The 14748-nt window shown below is 61.8% G+C and carries 14 protein-coding genes and 1 pseudogene; 10 read left to right on the top strand and 5 right to left on the bottom strand.

Going from position 1 to position 14748, the window contains the following annotated elements; translation table 11 throughout:
• Window positions 1-12: 12 nt before the first annotated feature.
• Together ACPPVR_RS31745 and ACPPVR_RS31740 are read right to left on the bottom strand one after the other, a co-directional pair.
• Window positions 13-684 (bottom strand): response regulator transcription factor, encoded by a 672-nt coding sequence (locus tag ACPPVR_RS31745; RefSeq protein WP_426610474.1) that lies wholly within the window; start codon window positions 682-684, stop codon window positions 13-15.
• A complete protein-coding gene (locus ACPPVR_RS31740) occupies window positions 681-2558 on the bottom strand; it encodes a PAS domain-containing sensor histidine kinase (RefSeq protein WP_426610473.1) in 1878 nt (625 codons plus the stop codon). The genes ACPPVR_RS31745 and ACPPVR_RS31740 overlap by 4 nt, the downstream gene beginning before the upstream one ends.
• A gap of 489 nt (window positions 2559-3047) precedes the next feature.
• Here ACPPVR_RS31740 and ACPPVR_RS31735 point away from each other — a divergent pair, with 489 nt between their 5' ends.
• The 6 genes from ACPPVR_RS31735 to ACPPVR_RS31710 all read left to right on the top strand — a co-directional run bounded on the left by ACPPVR_RS31735 (window position 3048) and on the right by ACPPVR_RS31710 (window position 6144).
• Window positions 3048-3902, top strand: coding sequence for a helix-turn-helix domain-containing protein (locus tag ACPPVR_RS31735; protein ID WP_426610472.1), 855 nt, complete (start codon window positions 3048-3050; stop codon window positions 3900-3902).
• Complete coding sequence (locus ACPPVR_RS31730; protein ID WP_426610471.1) at window positions 3899-4090, top strand: hypothetical protein; 192 nt, start codon at window positions 3899-3901, stop codon at window positions 4088-4090. The genes ACPPVR_RS31735 and ACPPVR_RS31730 overlap by 4 nt, the downstream gene beginning before the upstream one ends.
• A gap of 131 nt (window positions 4091-4221) precedes the next feature.
• On the top strand, window positions 4222-4419 hold the full coding sequence (locus tag ACPPVR_RS31725; protein ID WP_426610470.1) for a hypothetical protein: 198 nt from the start codon (window positions 4222-4224) through the stop codon (window positions 4417-4419).
• 75 nt (window positions 4420-4494) lie between these two features.
• Entirely contained in the window at window positions 4495-4884 is a 390-nt protein-coding gene (locus ACPPVR_RS31720; RefSeq protein ID WP_426610469.1) for an AMP-binding enzyme, read from the top strand.
• Between the two features lie 98 nt (window positions 4885-4982).
• Window positions 4983-5174 carry a tautomerase family protein gene (locus tag ACPPVR_RS31715; protein ID WP_426610468.1) on the top strand — a complete coding sequence of 64 codons (192 nt, stop codon included), beginning with the start codon at window positions 4983-4985 and terminating at the stop codon, window positions 5172-5174.
• The gene (locus tag ACPPVR_RS31710; RefSeq protein ID WP_426610467.1) at window positions 5098-6144 is read left to right on the top strand and encodes a carbohydrate porin; all 1047 of its coding nucleotides are present in this window, start codon (window positions 5098-5100) and stop codon (window positions 6142-6144) included. Before ACPPVR_RS31715 ends, ACPPVR_RS31710 begins: the two co-directional genes overlap by 77 nt.
• A 181-nt stretch (window positions 6145-6325) precedes the next feature.
• On the opposite strand, the gene ACPPVR_RS31705 is transcribed toward ACPPVR_RS31710, so the two are convergent.
• Window positions 6326-7513: a caspase family protein gene (locus ACPPVR_RS31705; RefSeq protein ID WP_426610466.1), complete on the bottom strand. Its 1188-nt coding sequence runs from the start codon at window positions 7511-7513 to the stop codon at window positions 6326-6328.
• Between the two features lie 88 nt (window positions 7514-7601).
• Window positions 7602-7832 (bottom strand): annotated as a pseudogene (locus ACPPVR_RS31700) (hypothetical protein); the annotation flags it as partial.
• A 217-nt stretch (window positions 7833-8049) separates the two neighbouring features.
• On the opposite strand from ACPPVR_RS31700, the gene ACPPVR_RS31695 reads away from it, so the two are divergent.
• The 3 genes from ACPPVR_RS31695 to ACPPVR_RS31685 are packed head-to-tail and all read left to right on the top strand — an operon-like array spanning window position 8050 to window position 11966.
• Complete coding sequence (locus tag ACPPVR_RS31695; protein ID WP_426610465.1) at window positions 8050-8871, top strand: Hachiman antiphage defense system protein HamA; 822 nt, start codon at window positions 8050-8052, stop codon at window positions 8869-8871.
• 46 nt (window positions 8872-8917) lie between these two features.
• Entirely contained in the window at window positions 8918-10474 is a 1557-nt protein-coding gene (locus ACPPVR_RS31690; protein WP_426610464.1) for a DEAD/DEAH box helicase, read from the top strand.
• Entirely contained in the window at window positions 10428-11966 is a 1539-nt protein-coding gene (locus tag ACPPVR_RS31685; RefSeq protein ID WP_426610463.1) for a hypothetical protein, read from the top strand. Before ACPPVR_RS31690 ends, ACPPVR_RS31685 begins: the two co-directional genes overlap by 47 nt.
• Before the next feature lie 118 nt (window positions 11967-12084).
• Here ACPPVR_RS31685 and ACPPVR_RS31680 read toward each other — a convergent pair whose 3' ends face one another.
• Window positions 12085-12972, bottom strand: a complete 888-nt coding sequence (locus ACPPVR_RS31680; protein ID WP_426610462.1) for a VOC family protein — start codon at window positions 12970-12972, stop codon at window positions 12085-12087.
• A 171-nt stretch (window positions 12973-13143) separates the two neighbouring features.
• Between ACPPVR_RS31680 and ACPPVR_RS31675 the strand changes: the two genes are divergently transcribed.
• A complete protein-coding gene (locus tag ACPPVR_RS31675) occupies window positions 13144-14331 on the top strand; it encodes a CaiB/BaiF CoA transferase family protein (protein ID WP_426610461.1) in 1188 nt (395 codons plus the stop codon).
• Window positions 14332-14748: the final 417 nt, after the last annotated feature.

Raw genomic sequence — 14748 nt, 5'->3', positions numbered from 1 at the left:
CCGGAATTATACTCAGGTTTGGTCCGTAGTCCTGCGGGTTTGAGAAACCCCGAGCGCCTCGGCCTTGCGGACGAGGTCGGCCAGCGACCGGACCACCATCTTGCGCATGACGTTCCCGCGGTGGATCTTGACCGTGATCTCGCTGAGGCCGATCAGGGCGGCGACCTGCTTGTTCATCAGGCCGGCGGTGACATGGCCCATGACCTCGCGCTCGCGCGCCGTCAGGGTTTCGTATTGGGCGCGCATATCCTCCTTGGTCGCGGCTTCGGCACGGTACTGCGCATCCCGCTCGAGCGCCGCCGTCACCGCATCGAGCATGTCTTGGTCGCGGAACGGCTTGGCGAGGAAATCGACCGCACCGGCCTTCATGGCACGCACCGACATCGGAATGTCCCCATGGCCGGTCATGAAGATGATCGGATATCTGATACCCTGCCGGACGAGCTGACCCTGCAGGTCGAGCCCGCTCGCGCCGGGAAGGCGGACGTCCAGCACGATGCAGCCGGGGCCGTCCGGCAGCGAGCCGCCGAGCAGTTCGGCGGGCGATGCGAACAGGCGCGTCTCGAGGCCGACGGATCGGAACAGGCTGTCGAGCGAGGTGCGGATCCCGGCGTCGTCATCAACGATGATGACGACCGAGTTGAGGGATTGGGCAGGCGGCTGCACTTGGTCTGGTCGTGTCATGGTCTGGGATGTTCTTGGCTGTATGGCAGTGTCAGGCGGAATGTCGCCCCCGCGCCGGGCGTGCTCTCGACCGATAACTGGCCGCCGTGAGCTTCCACCGTCGTTCTGCAGATCGCAAGTCCCATGCCCATTCCGCCGCGCTTGGTCGTGAAGAACGGATCAAACAGGCGCGCCAGGTCGTCAGGCTGGATGCCGGGGCCGCTGTCCTGCACTGAGATGGCGAGATTCTTGCCGTCGACGGCACCGGCGCGCAGCTTGACCGTGCGGGAACCGGGCTGGGCCGACATGGCCTGGCCGGCATTGACCAGCAGATTGACAAGTACCTGCTGAAGCTGGATCCGGTCGCCGCGAACTGGCCTCAGGCCATGCTCGGTCTCGAAGGTGAGGACGACGTCGTCGTTCGCGAGTTCCCGCGCGACCAGAAGGGCCGCTTCCTCGATGATCTCGGCGATGTCGAGACTGTCCTGCTGGGCAGGCGCCTTTTTCAGGAAGGTCCGGATGCGCGCCACGATTTCGCTGGCGCGGCGGCCTTCCGCGACGACCTGGACGATCGTGGCCGCGACCTCGTCCAGATCGGGCACCGCGCGCCGCAGCCAGCGCAAGCCGGCCTCGCCGCTGGTGACGATCGCCGCCAGCGGCTGATTGACCTCGTGGGCGATGGAGGCGCTGAGCTCGCCGAGGGTGGCGACGCGCGCGGCATGGGCCAGCTCCGCCTGGGCCGCGAGCAATGCATCCTGCGTCTGCCTGCGCTCGGTGATGTCGACGACGAAGGCGAGCACGTTGCGATCGCCGTCGGACTCGGGAGGAAAGGTGATCGTGAACAGCACTGGAACCTTGCGTCCGTCGAGCCTGACGAGCTCGGTCTCTCCTTCGTAGAACGGTTTGCCTTCTGCGAACGCGATCAATGCGCCGAGGAAATTCCGGTCGTTCTCGCTGAGAACCCGCTCCATGTTCTCGATAAGGGCCGAGGCACCATGTGCGCCTGCCATCGTTTGCAGGGCCGGATTGACGTTTTTGATTTTAGCGAGCCGGCGGGCATTCCGGACGAAATCGGGATGTTGCGCCAGATAATCGCGCAGGCTGACTCCGGCGGTGTCCAGCGATTGCAGCGCGGCTCGCAGGCCGCTCCAGTCCTGCTCGACCACGCCGATCCGGCTTGCGTCGAACATCCGGCGGTATCGTTGCTCGCTTTGCACCAGGGCGCTGTGCGCAGCCACGCGGTCGGTGGCGTCGGTATGCGTTTCGAGAACCCCGACGGGCTTGCCGAGGCGATCGTGCTGCAAGGCCCATCGGGCATCGACGGTGAGCGCGGTTCCGTCTTTCGTATGCTGCTGCACGCGGCCTTCCCACCGACCGCTGTCGAGCAGGGCGGCCTCGATGACCTCGCGCCGGTCGGGATATATGGTTTGCAGAAGCTTGTCGGCGATCTGCCCGACCGCCTCGTCGGCCGACCAGCCATAGGCTTGCTCGGCGGTCTTGTTCCAGAAAGTGATCACGCCGCCGCGATCCCTGACGAAGATCATGTCATGTGAGAGGTTGAGCAGGCGCGCCTGCGCCGCGAGGCGTCTCGTTGCCGCGTGATTTTCCAACGCCAGCAGGGTCGTGATCCCGATTGCCGCGAGGCTCACCAGCACGCGAAGAGCGGGCGATGCAATGTTCTGCAGACCGTGCGACAACAGATAGGCTGATATCGTCAGGACAATGCAGCCGGCCGCGGCGACGATGGTGTCGTCGCGCCGGTTGGTCTTCGCCGCGAGCAGGATCGCCACGACATAGAGGACCGCGACCGCGCCCTCGAGCGGCGTCAACACGTCAACCAGGAAAACCGCGAAGGCGAGGACGGCGGACCAGAACCGCAAGCCGGCGCGGCTCATGGATGAACCCGTGGGCCGATCATGAGTCGTCATCGTCGCTGGCAGTCGTTCTTCCCATATCACCAGCGTTGATGCCGCGATTTGATCGCGTTCACAATATCCCGCCGCGCGATTTTCGTGCTCTCGTGGAAGACTTGTAGGACCGAGCAAACCGGCGAAAGCGCCGGCGGCCGGCATTCGGCGGAAAAACCAGGGAGCTCACATGGTTCCACCAGCGAATCATACGCAAAAAGCGCGTCAACTTATCGCAGGCGTGTCACGCCGCGACTCCTGTCCGCATCCGCAATGCCGGCGAGGCGTCACGCAGGTGCGCTCACCCCACGAAGCTGCCGCGATCATACCTAGGTATGACGCGGTCAACCCGAGAACCTATCGACGCACCCGCGCGTAGAATGGATCGCGCGGGCGGCCGAACTACTCTGCTCCCATGACATTCGGACAAGCCAGCCAGGCGATGCCGGATCGAAAACGGGACAAGGAGATTCGACAATGTCGCTGCAGATGTCACGCTCACAGGCGATCAAGGATCATGACGTTCGCGCGATCGATATCTCGGCGATCGACCAACATCAGCTCGGGCTGTCGAAACTCCGCGACCGGTTCAACGAAAACGGCACAACGCTGTCTCTCGTCCATCTGGACGTGGCCCTGGCGGTCGAGACGCACGCGGCTGACGTCGAACGATCTACCGTTCGCCGGCCTCGCTTTAGACTCTCTGCAAAACTCCTTGCGGGGTCGCCTGCCGAGAGCGAGCTCGCGTTTGCAGCAGGAGACCTCACCGATCCGGTCATGCGGCGTCTGTCGGACGCGCTCGCGGCGACCGAAGCGACGCACGATGCCCATTCCGCCATCATGGCCGACGCCCTGCGGCTTGCGATCCTCACCCGGACGTTCAGCCGGCAGGCGTCCGGCGCGCTGGCCGAGCTCGACCCGGCCGACGGCGTTCACGAGGAGGACGCCGGCCGGACCGTTCGGTCGTTGCAGAGCTGGCGCCTCAAGCGCGTTCTGGAATATGTCGACAAGAATCTGACCGCGAAGATCACGCTTCAGGACATGGCCGACGTTGCCGGCCTGAGCAGGATGCATTTCGCCGCACAGTTCCGCGCAGCCATCGGCGCTCGGCCTCACGAATATCTGCTGAGGCGGCGCATCGAGCGCGCCCAGGAGCTGCTCAAGCAGGCCGAAGTCACTCTGGTCGATGTCGCCTTGACCGTAGGCTTCCAGACCCAGGCGCATTTCACCACGGTGTTCAAGCGCTTTGTCGGCGACACGCCGTATCAATGGCGGAGCGCCTATCTCGCGCAATTCATGCCGCTGCCGCGCGCAAAAGCAGGTCCGTCATGAACAGCATTGGCATTCACGCCCTGCTGCTGCCGCTCGCGAGCACATATTTGATGCTGACGCACTATGACCTTACGGGGGGATCGAGTTTGTCCGCGCTCTCGGCAATTCGTATCGCCTGGCTGTGGCAGAGCCGGGGAGCAGCCTTCTGTATGGACGTCTCGCCTTCAATTTCTGTCGGGGCGCTGTAACGTGGGTCGCGCGGTAGACGGCGCTTCGGAAACAGTCGATCCAACGTGTCATCGCGAACGTCCGGACGATTGAGCCGTTCGCCTCCTTCCTCAACCAGTTGGCGTATCAGTACTACACCTCGGTCATCGATATGGGCGTGGTGATCCACGTGGTGGACGGCCGCATCACGCATTTCGGCGGTCGCGTCCAGATGTTGTCGCCGAACCTCGGCTGCCTGCACTCCAAACTCCGATCTTGTGGGGTGGACGTCAAGATCGCGGATGCGAACGGAAATGAATTGCCGCGCGACGGCGTGTCGAGCGGACGGTTCATGCTCCGAGGCCCTTAGATAGCGAGCAGCTATTTCCGCGATGAGAAGCCGTTGCTGGAGGACGGATGGTTCAATAGCCGGGATCTCGCTGTCATGGACGAGGACAATCACATTCGCCTCACCGACCGCGCCAAGGACGTCATCAAGTCGGGTGGCGAATGGATCAGCTCCATCGATCTAGAGAACCTCGCATCGGGCTGTCCAGGGGTAGTGGACGCTGCCGTCATCGAGATTCATCATCCGCAATGGGAAGAGCGGCCGTTGCTCGTGATCGTCCCTGCCGCGACCAATCCAGCGACAGCGCAATCGATCTACAGCTTTCTCGAAGGCAAGATCGCGAAATGGTGGATGCCCGACGATATCGTCTTCGTCGAAGCGCTCGTCTATGGGGCCACGGGCAAGGTGCAGAAAATGGAGCTGCGCCGTCATTACGCACAGCACTATTTGACGCACAAGATTGAGAGCCGGTCGCAACATCGATAACCGGTGGAGCGAACCCGTAATTGCCAACGAGAGTAACCCCGCGGAACCAACCAGCATACGCAGCCGCGTTAGGCCGGCCAAATGAAGGAATAATCCCGATGCCCGTTTACGCCTGGACTTCGCAGCAAGGCACGTTCTCTCAAGCTCAACAAAAGTTACTGGCAAAGGCCGTCACAGACATTCACTGCGGTGCGACGGGCGCACCGAGAAACGTTGTGCGAACCATCTTCAATCCAGGGCGGCACCATCGGTCTTACGCTGGTCGACCGCTTCGGCCGCAATCTGAATGACCAGGCAGGCATTCCCGCCTTGCAGCTGACCAACGAAGTGTTCGGCCGCGGCAATATTCTGCGCCTGACACAGCTCTACTATTCGCAGAAGCTTTTCGATGACCGCCTTGAACTCAAGGGCGGCCGTCTTCCCGTCGGCTCCGACTTCTTCTTCGGTCTGTGCGAGTTCATCAACCTGACTTTCTGCGGCGGCCAGCCCGGCAACATCCAGGGTGGCTACATCTACAACTGGCCGGTGAGCCAGTGGGCCGGTGTCGTCCACTACAAGGTGGCTCCGGAATTCACGGTTTCGGTCGGCGTCTACGACGCCAATCCGAATTATCTGACGACGGACCAATCTACCACCTACTTCTTGCCGGGCATCCCCGCCTCAAGCCGCGCCAGCGGCGTGATGGTGCCGGTGGAGTTGGTCTGGGCGCCCAAGGGTCCCTTGTCCGGGACCTGGAGACTTGGCGGCTGGTATGACAGCGCATCGACCATTGATGGTGGCCTTCCCGGCATCATCTCCACCATCCCGGGCGTCGGTGGCGTCCCGGATCAAAATCTCGGGGATCAAAGGGGCCGCTACGGCGTCTACGAGTCGATCGTGCAGCGGCTGACCGTTGACGGCCCCGATGCCGTGGGTTGGCACACCTTCCTCAATACGACTGTTGCCGATCACCGGACGTCGTTTCAGGACTACCAGATTGCCGGGGGCTTCCGGCACACCGGAACGTTCACCTGGCGTCCCCAGGACGAAGTCGGCTTCGCGGTGGGCACGACCCATGTGAATACGGCGGCCCTCAGTCCCAATGCCGGCGGCAACGAGGTTCCGATCGAAGTCTGGTACGGCTGGCAGGCGACCGGCTGGCTGAACCTCAAGTTCGACGCGCAATATGTGATCAATCCCGGCGGGCGTGGCTTCAACGCCGCGGGCGTGAAGACCGACAACGCCGTGGTTCTTGGTATGCGCACCGAGGTCCACTTCTAATGGGACGCACACCCGTCTGATGCGCAAGGTGGGACATGCCCGTCGACGGGCGTGCCAAGGAGCGGCGGCTCCGCCCTTTAGCGGAGCCGCCCTTTCTCAGCGCGCTACCAGATATCGCCGTCTACCTCGCGCTCGCGGCGATGGCTGAGCCGATGGGATGCCGCCGCGCGCTGATCGTGAGTTACTCGACGCTGCGCTTCCAGGCGCCGCTGCCCAGCTTGCCAGTGATCATGGCCAGCGTGTCGTGGATCTCATATGCGCCGCTATCGCTATAGCCCGAAAGGCCCTTGAGGGCGCGCAGAGTCCAGTGGCCATTCGCTGCGGTGATCGTGCCTTCGTGCGGGCGAGCCGAGCGCGGTGGCTCGGCGCGGAAGCTGTAGGTGCCGTCCCCCATGATCTGCCAGATCCAGCGCGACTGCCCACGGCCGCTCGGCACCATGATCTCCCAGGTGCCGACCAACGCAGGATCGACCGCCGTCGACATCGGCGCCTGCGACCGCGCAGGGGAGACCTCGGCCGGAGCCGGCGTGACACCCGCCGCGCCCTCGGCGCCGCCGGCTGGTCGACCGGCTAGATAGATCGCTCTGCGAGACAGCGAGCCGTAGACGAAGGGCTGCTGCTCGTTGTGAGTCGCTTCCATGACCTCGTCGCGGACGTTCCGGAACATGAACGTAACCTCGACGCCCGGCGTCTCGATGTTGCGCAGGAGTGCCGCCGCAAACGGGCTGTTGCGCTGGTCGCCGTCAAACGCCGTGGTGCCGTCTCGCGCGGCATAGGCGACGAGGACGTTACCGACCGGCTCGATCCGGCCGAGCCCATTGTTCGGGGCCGCGCGCGTGGCGATCGAGCGGTTCATTTTGGCGGCGAAAGGATTGTTGCGGCACGCGTCGAGGATGACGAGGCCAAGGCTCGTCGTGTTGGATACCTGCAACATCGCGCTCTGTAGGCTGATGGCTTCATTTGCCGCATCCGTGTCCCGCTTCAGTTCTGCGTCGATGGGGATCAGCCAGTTCTCGCCGCTGATCTCCATGCCATGACCTGCGAAGTACACGACCGCCATGTCGGCGCCGGCAGCGTCGCGTCCCAATGCAATCAGGCCGCGGCGCATGTCATCGAAGCCGGCGTTAGGCATCAGCGAAACCGAGAATCCGAGTCGCGTCAGCGCCGCAGCGATATCACCTGCATCGTTTGGCGGATTGAGCAGCGTGGGCACGTTCCTGTAGGCGCCGTTGCCGATCACCAGCGCGACCCGCCTGGCCTCCGCCGCGGCGGCGATCTGCATCAAGCCTGCAAACGCGCTTGCAGCAGTCAATCCCGAAACGAACTCGCGTCGGTCCATCTGGATCTCGCTTGCCTGAACGAGGTCCATGGTACAGCAACCGATCCGGAGTGGCCACGGGTCGAATTCTTGCGAAAGACCCGGTAGCCCGGCTGATTCCATTCAGCCCTTGCTGCTCCTACCCCTCGTACTGATCCGGCCCCATCGCCCACGACGTCTGGTCATGTCCGAACGCGTAATTGCGGTTGTTGATCGCCGGATTGCGGTTGACCATTGGCCGCATGAACATCGGGTGGGTTGCGCTGCGCACCTCGTGCTCGACCGTGAACAGCGGCTTGCCGCTGCCGAGATCGACGATGTCGCAGAACCGGTACTGGTATTGATTGTCCTCGCGGGAATCAAGTTCGCGCCGCCAGCCACCGGCAAGGGGGAGATTGTAGGTGGAAACAGCGTTCGACCACGACTACCTCCCGAGACGCGCAATTGGTTGGCGCGCTGAAGCAATGACGACAGTCCGACTTTCGTGTATATCGCAGCAAATGGCTCACAGACCGGTTCACAGTGGTCAGTCGTTCAACGTATGATAGAGTTCCGTCTCCCTTCCAAGTTTCGCCCTGCCGATCCCCATGACAGCCCCTGCGCACCTCAATTGGCTCGTGAACACGGGCAATGCGATTACGAGTGTTGACGGTCAAACCGTCGAGCTGTGGGAGTTGAACCATGCCGTCGATGCGGCGATTCTATCAGCATGGGCGAAGCACTTCCGCGAGCATTACTGCGACGACGCCATGCTACCGGACCTAGCGAACGGGATGGGCTTGAGTCACAGTGAGTATCTAACGCAGATAAAATTCCCGGATCCGGCGATGGCGCCCGGGCCGAGCGTTCGCTCTGGCGATTTCGCAGAGATCATTGTCGCGGACTATATCGAATACAAACTGGGATACTGGTGCCCGCGGCAGCTCCGCTATGACTTCAAATGGAACCGAAACGAATCGACCAAAGGCTGCGACGTTGTTGGCTTCAAGTTCGCGCAAGACGGCGTTGTGAGCCCGCAAGACGAATTGTTCGTCTTCGAGGCAAAAGCGCAATTGGCCCTAGGAGCTGAGCCCCAAAACCGCCTGCAGATCGCAATCGATGACTCGAACAAGGATAAGCTCCGCGAGGCGATGACGCTTAATGCGTTGAGGCAGCGTTTTCTGGAGAGGGGCGAGCGCGTGCCGGCCGATAAAATTGCACGCTTCCAGAACGAGACCGACAGGCCCTTCAAGCGCGTTAGCGGCGCCGCCGCAGTGCACGATGTAACGACGTTCGATCCGGCACATGCTGCTGCGGTCACGGCCACCGGGCATTTTAATGCGTCAAACCTCAGGTTGATCGTCGTGACGGGCACGGCGATGATGCAACTCGTTCACGCACTTTATCGGAGGGCCGCCGATGAGGCCTGAACGCGCAGCAAATCGTCTCCTCGCCACAACGCGTTCGAAAGCGAAGATGTACGAGTACGATGTGCCCGAAGAGGAGCATATCGAGCTCCCTCAATCACCCAACAAGCTGTTCTCGCTCGCGGTGGGTCTATTGGGAGACGCAGCCGCGACGATTGCAGACTCGGCTCTCGTTACTGCGCGCGAGCCGGCCGAGCTGGCAACGCTAACCTTTGCCGGCACATACTTCGATGCTTATCTGCAAAGCCAGCTTGATGATTTTGCCCAAGGCGAATTTCCGATCCTTGCCTCAGCGAGCTTCTATCTTGGCGGAAATCCTGGGAGCTCGAAGGTCCTAATCAATCAGGCGACTGCACCGGAGCCGACCGTCGGGGCGGGCCTAGCGCTTCTGACCTACAGGCTTCTCCGCGGTGATTTAGGCGAACTACCCGACGGCCCCTATCAGCAACCGGGTACCTCGGTTCTCTCCAATTTGTCAGCCTATCTCAGCGGCGAGGGCAGCGTAGACGCTGTCTACAACCCGGCCGCTTCCATTCGCAAAGACGCCTATGAGAGCGGCGATGGCCGCGAACTGCTTTATGCTGACCTAATCGCTGCGCTCGTCAGCAAGAAGGTCAACGCCGCCGCTGTGACAATCTTGCCCGATGCGTCAGGTGTAGACATCGACACATGGAGGCCCTTCCTTGGTCGCGATGGCTTTCCCCGTGAGCTTTGGCCTTCACAGCAGCGTATCTGCGAAGCCGGCGTTCTCCTAGGAAAGTCGGCGCTGATTCAAATGCCCACCAGCGCAGGCAAGACCCGTGCGACTGAGCTGATATTGCGAAGTGGCTTTCTTGCCAACCGGTTCTCACTTGCCGTGATGGTCTGCCCGTTCCGGTCGCTGTGCCACGACATCCGAAGCGATATGGCCTACGCATTTGCTGGGGACAACGTCGTCATTAATGAAGCGACGGACAGCTTCCAAGAGGATCTATCAATAGCGGAGCTACTCGAACAGAAGACCGTCCTCATCGTTACGCCGGAAAAATTGCTCTACCTGCTGCGTCGCACGCCAGAGCTCGCGGAGCAAATTGGATTGGTTGTATATGACGAGGGGCATCAGTTCGACAGTGGCGCGCGCGGCGTCACGTACGAGCTGCTCCTAACGTCCTTAAAGCTGCTTCTCGCCCCGGAAACACAAATCGTCCTGATTTCCGCTGTCATTGCAAACGCGCCGCGCATTGCAAAATGGCTTTTGAGCGACCCAGACTTGGTCGTGGACGGCACCGGTCTTCTTCCGACCTCGCGCAGCATTGCTTTCGCGAGTTGGCGCAATCCGCTCGGAAGGCTCGAATATGTAGACCCGCTCGACCCTGAGGATGTCGAGTTTTTCGTGCCTCGGGTCATCGAGAAAATCTCGCTTGAACCTAGGCCGAAAAAACCGAACGAGTTCCCGCTCGAGAAGAACGGCCCTTCCGTCGGGACTTTATCTCGGCCTCAAACTTGTCGCCAACGGAAGCGTGGCAGTGTTTTGCGGCCGCAAGGACACCGCAGCCAAAATTTGCGAGGACGCGGCCGACTTGTTCGAGCGTACGGGCGAATACGACAAACCGATCGGGGTGTCTGACGCCGATGAGGTCGAGCGAATTGCTGGCTTGTTCGCGCGCGAACTTGGCGAGTCGGCCCCGGCCGCGCGCTCGGCTGCGCTCGGCATCTTCCCGCATCACGCGAGTGTGCCACACGGTCTCCGGCTTTCGATCGAGTATGCGATGAAAGTCAGTTTGGTGCGTTTCGTTGTATGCACCTCCACGCTCGCGCAGGGCGTTAATCTGCCGATCAAGTACCTGATCGTAACGAGCGTAAATCAAGGCAAGGACCGCATCCTCGTCCGCGACTTTCACAACCTCATCGGGCGGGCCGGCCGGGCGGGCATGTATACGGAAGGTAGCGTGATCTTCGCGGACAATTCGATCTTCGACGAGAAAGGCCGACGACGGGGAGGACGGCGCTGGCGAGGTGCGAAGCAGTTGCTGGACTCGGCAAATTCGGAACCGTCCGCGAGCAGCATTTCGGCGATGTTCGAATCGTTCGCGTATGGACAACGTGACGATCAAGTCGTGCGCATTAATGTCGGCGAAATTCACCGGCTCTTGTTTTCGGACGATGACGCGGCATTGGCTCGGCTGGCAGAGCTTGCCCGTGCGAATAATCCGAACGTGAAGCCGCGCGAATTCATCAAGTTCTTGCAGGAACGGGTCCGTATCGTTCACGGGATCGCGTCGTTTCTCCTGGCTCACCTCAACTTTGAAGGCGACGATCTGCCTGAACGCGCGGTGGAACTTGCGAAGAACACGCTTGCGCATTTCTTGGCTGACGAAGCACAACGCGCGCAGATCGAGAATGTCTTCCGCAATATCGCGAAGGACCTTCTCGCGCGCGCCACGACCGATGAGGTACGGCAAGCTCTGCGCCGTTCCCCGCTGGCTCCGCGATCGGTCGAAGCGCTACGCGCGTGGTTGTCGGGCAATGTCGAGCCGCTGGTGCTCGCGGCCCTTGCGGGCAACTTCGCGGCCGCGGTTATTCCCATGATGCTTCAGCACAACCGCCACTCGACGATCACGGCCCTGTCGAAGCAAGAGATTGTTCCGTCCCTCGTGCAAGCTTGGCTTGCCGGTGAAACCTTCGCCGCGATCCTTGGGCGTATGATCGAGGCCGACGTCCGCATCGGTGGTAACAACCGGAAGCCGACTATCGAACACGCGATCGCGCTGTGCGAAGGCGGATTTGCCTATGAAGGCGCAATGGTCGTTTCGACGGTTGCTGACTTGGCCGAGGGGTTGGACGGTGCGCTCGTCGACGCGTTCAAGTTTCTGCAGCGCCAGATGAAGGCAGGTCTTACGACAGGGGCGGCGCTCGGCATGTACGAAGTGGGATTCTCCGACCGCGAAATTGCGAAGAGCCTTGCGGCAACTTTCTCACAAGTCACAAATTTTGCCACTGCACGCGCATGGGTGCGGGCGAACGGTGATCTCACCCGTGGCCTGATAGCGACGTACCCGGCCTATTTCGGGACGGTACTGACAGACGATGAGTGGATTCGTTCAATCGATTTGGCGTGAGAGGGGCTTGTTGTTAAGAGCATTGCCCTATCAGCTCGGGTGTGTGGAAGCTTAACCGAAGACTTTGTCGGAGCGGCGCTCGGATGAAAGCGTGCCGCAGCAGCTTCGCTTTACTCTATCATCCCTCGTACTGATCCGGCCCCATCGCCCACGACGTCTGGTCATGTCCGAACGCGTAATTGCGGTTGTTGATCGCCGGATTGCGGTTGACCATTGGCCGCATGAACATCGGGTGGGTTGCGCTGCGCACCTCGTGCTCGACCGTGAACAGCGGCTTGCCGCTGCCGAGATCGACGATGTCGCAGAACCGGTACTGGTATTGATTGTCCTCGCGCGAGACCAGATTGCGCGCGAGGAGCTTGCGGTAAGGGCCGGAGAAATCGGTGATGTACATCTGGACGTGGTGGCCGTCATAGTCGCCCTGGGGCCGATCGCTCTCGCGGAACAGCAGGTGCTGATTGCGGCCGGTCTTCACCGCTGCGACCGTGCCGTCGCCATTCCAGAGCTCTGCGGGCATGCCCATGATTTCGGGATAGAAGGCGCAGATCGCCGGCGCGGTCCCGATGGGCACCTCGAACTCGACATAGGGAATGCCGAGCGCGATGCGTCCGAACCGCGCCGGGTCCGGCTCATAACAGCGCAGGCGGTTGCCCCACGGACAGATCGCCTCGACATAGCCATTGTGCTCGGAAAACGCGAACGCCGTGCCCTCGAGCTTCTTGGCGACCGACGCCAATCGCCCCAGCAGCGCCTCGCGGCCTTCGATGACGAGGCCGGTATGACCGCGCAGCACCTGCGGCCTGCCGCTCGGCAGGTGAAATTGGCTCCGTCCGGCATTGATCCACATGTTGGTGTCGGACACCATCAGATAGGGGTCGCGCGTGAGACCTAGTCCCGTGACGTAGAATAACGTCGCCAGGCGCTGGTCCGGAACCTGGATGTTGACGTGCTCGAAATGAACAGCGTTGCCGAGATCTTCTGCGGATCGATCGAATTGTTGCGGCATGGATGTGCGCTTCTCGCTGGAGGGACGGACAGGTCCATACTAGAACAGAATTTCCGCCGGCCGAAACGGTTGGCAGATCACATTTTAAGGGCAGGACATAGTGTGCGCCGCCATCTTGCCGTGGCAACCATTCCCTGTAATCTCACAAAAAACACATAAGGAAAGAGGCCGATGGGGGGAGTTCTGGAAGGCGTGCGCGTCCTTGATTTCGGGCGCTACATCGCCGGGCCGTATTGCGCGACATTGCTGGCCGAATTCGGCGCCGAGGTCATTCGCGTCGAAAAGCGCGACGGCAGCGAAGATCGTTTCGTGGCGCCGGTCGGCGCAGGCGGTGAAGGTGCGCTGTTCCTCCAGGTCAACCGCAACAAGAAGTGCATCACGCTCGATCCGATGAAGCCGGAGGGGCAGGAGGTGATGCGCCGCCTGGTTGCGACCGCAGACGTCGTCGTCGCCAATCTGCCGCCGCAGACGCTGCGTGCGATGAAGCTCGACTACGATTCCTTGAGGGCGATCAAATCAGACATCATCCTGACGACGGCCACTGCCTTCGGCGGGCCGGGGCCGTGGTCGGATCGCGTCGGCTTCGACGGTGTTGGCCAGGTCATGTCGGGTTCGGTGTACATGACCGGCACCGGTGATCCGCCTTACCGGGCCGCGGTGAACTGGGTTGATTTCGGAACCGCGCTGCACTGCGCGTTCGGGACGCTCGCCGCGCTGATCGAGCGCGGCAAATCCGGCCGCGGGCAGATCGTCGAGGGCGCGCTGCTCGCAACCGCATTGTCCTTCACCAATGCCACGCTGATCGAGCAGGCGGTCATCAACGTCAATCGCGTTCCGACCGGCAATCTCGGCCAGACCGCCGCGCCGGCCGACATCTACCGCACCAAGGACGGCTGGGTGCTGTGCCAGGTCACCGGACATCCGTTGTTCAAACGCTGGGCGAAGCTGATGGGCGAAGAGGAGCAGTGGCTGAACGATCCGCGCTTTGCCGACGACATCAGCCGCGGCAACAACGGCCCCGTCATCAGCGAACGCATGGCGCGCTGGTGCGCCGAGCGCACCACGCAGGAGGCCGTCGATACGCTGGGAACTGCGATGATTCCGACCGGCCCCGTCCTCAGTCCGCAACAAGCGCTGGACCACCCGCACATTCGCGCCGCCGGCTTCTTGCAGGACGTCGATTACCCGGGCTTGCCGAAACAGGCACCGGTCGCGCGCGCCGCCGTCCGGCTGTCGGAAACGCCGGGTGAGATCGCGACGCGTCCGCCGACGCTCGGCGAGCATACCGATGCTGTCCTGGCCGAGCTCGGCTACGATACTGCCGCAATTGCGGCGCTTCGGCAGAGCGGCATCATTTAGTTGCGAAGTTCTGGCGAAGGGTAGAAATGGGCGGGCGCGTCTGCTAGACGACTGGTCGCTTGTCCTCGCGCAATTTTTCGCGTTTGCCAGCAACCTGCACGCCGCGCGAGAGTTGATGGGAGGCGTGCGTTCGCACGGCAAAAACCCATATGCATGACGCCGCACTGCCGAATCGACATGAGCTCGGCGCGCGTGCAATCGATGATCGTTGACGACCAGAAACGGATTCACGTGCGGCATTCCAAAAAAGCGCGCCCTGCCAAGAACGCGGCCATGAACCCGGCCAAGAAATCGGCAAAAAAGCACTCGGCCAAAAAGAACTCGCCAAAAAAGATTGCGCCAAACAAGAGCTCGCTAAAGAAGACTTCGCCGAAGAAGGCCAAGGCATCGCAACGCGCCGCGATCTCGTCGTCGTCG

The sequence above is a fragment of the Bradyrhizobium sp. McL0616 genome (assembly GCF_049993385.1).
Classification (GTDB): domain Bacteria; phylum Pseudomonadota; class Alphaproteobacteria; order Rhizobiales; family Xanthobacteraceae; genus Bradyrhizobium.
This window is presented reverse-complemented; position numbering and strand designations above follow the sequence as displayed.

What these genes read in the sequence shown, in the direction of transcription:
- ACPPVR_RS31715 (WP_426610468.1), top strand. Translation starts at nt 4,983, where the DNA reads ATGCCCGTTTACGCCTGGACTTCGCAGCAAGGCACGTTCTCTCAAGCT.
- ACPPVR_RS31680 (WP_426610462.1), bottom strand. Translation starts at nt 12,972, where the DNA reads ATGCCGCAACAATTCGATCGATCCGCAGAAGATCTCGGCAACGCTGTT.
- ACPPVR_RS31705 (WP_426610466.1), bottom strand. Translation starts at nt 7,513, where the DNA reads ATGGACCTCGTTCAGGCAAGCGAGATCCAGATGGACCGACGCGAGTTC.
- ACPPVR_RS31730 (WP_426610471.1), top strand. Translation starts at nt 3,899, where the DNA reads ATGAACAGCATTGGCATTCACGCCCTGCTGCTGCCGCTCGCGAGCACA.
- ACPPVR_RS31695 (WP_426610465.1), top strand. Translation starts at nt 8,050, where the DNA reads ATGACAGCCCCTGCGCACCTCAATTGGCTCGTGAACACGGGCAATGCG.
- ACPPVR_RS31725 (WP_426610470.1), top strand. Translation starts at nt 4,222, where the DNA reads ATGGGCGTGGTGATCCACGTGGTGGACGGCCGCATCACGCATTTCGGC.
- ACPPVR_RS31745 (WP_426610474.1), bottom strand. Translation starts at nt 684, where the DNA reads ATGACACGACCAGACCAAGTGCAGCCGCCTGCCCAATCCCTCAACTCG.
- ACPPVR_RS31690 (WP_426610464.1), top strand. Translation starts at nt 8,918, where the DNA reads ATGTACGAGTACGATGTGCCCGAAGAGGAGCATATCGAGCTCCCTCAA.
- ACPPVR_RS31675 (WP_426610461.1), top strand. Translation starts at nt 13,144, where the DNA reads ATGGGGGGAGTTCTGGAAGGCGTGCGCGTCCTTGATTTCGGGCGCTAC.
- ACPPVR_RS31735 (WP_426610472.1), top strand. Translation starts at nt 3,048, where the DNA reads ATGTCGCTGCAGATGTCACGCTCACAGGCGATCAAGGATCATGACGTT.
- ACPPVR_RS31740 (WP_426610473.1), bottom strand. Translation starts at nt 2,558, where the DNA reads ATGAGCCGCGCCGGCTTGCGGTTCTGGTCCGCCGTCCTCGCCTTCGCG.
- ACPPVR_RS31720 (WP_426610469.1), top strand. Translation starts at nt 4,495, where the DNA reads ATGGACGAGGACAATCACATTCGCCTCACCGACCGCGCCAAGGACGTC.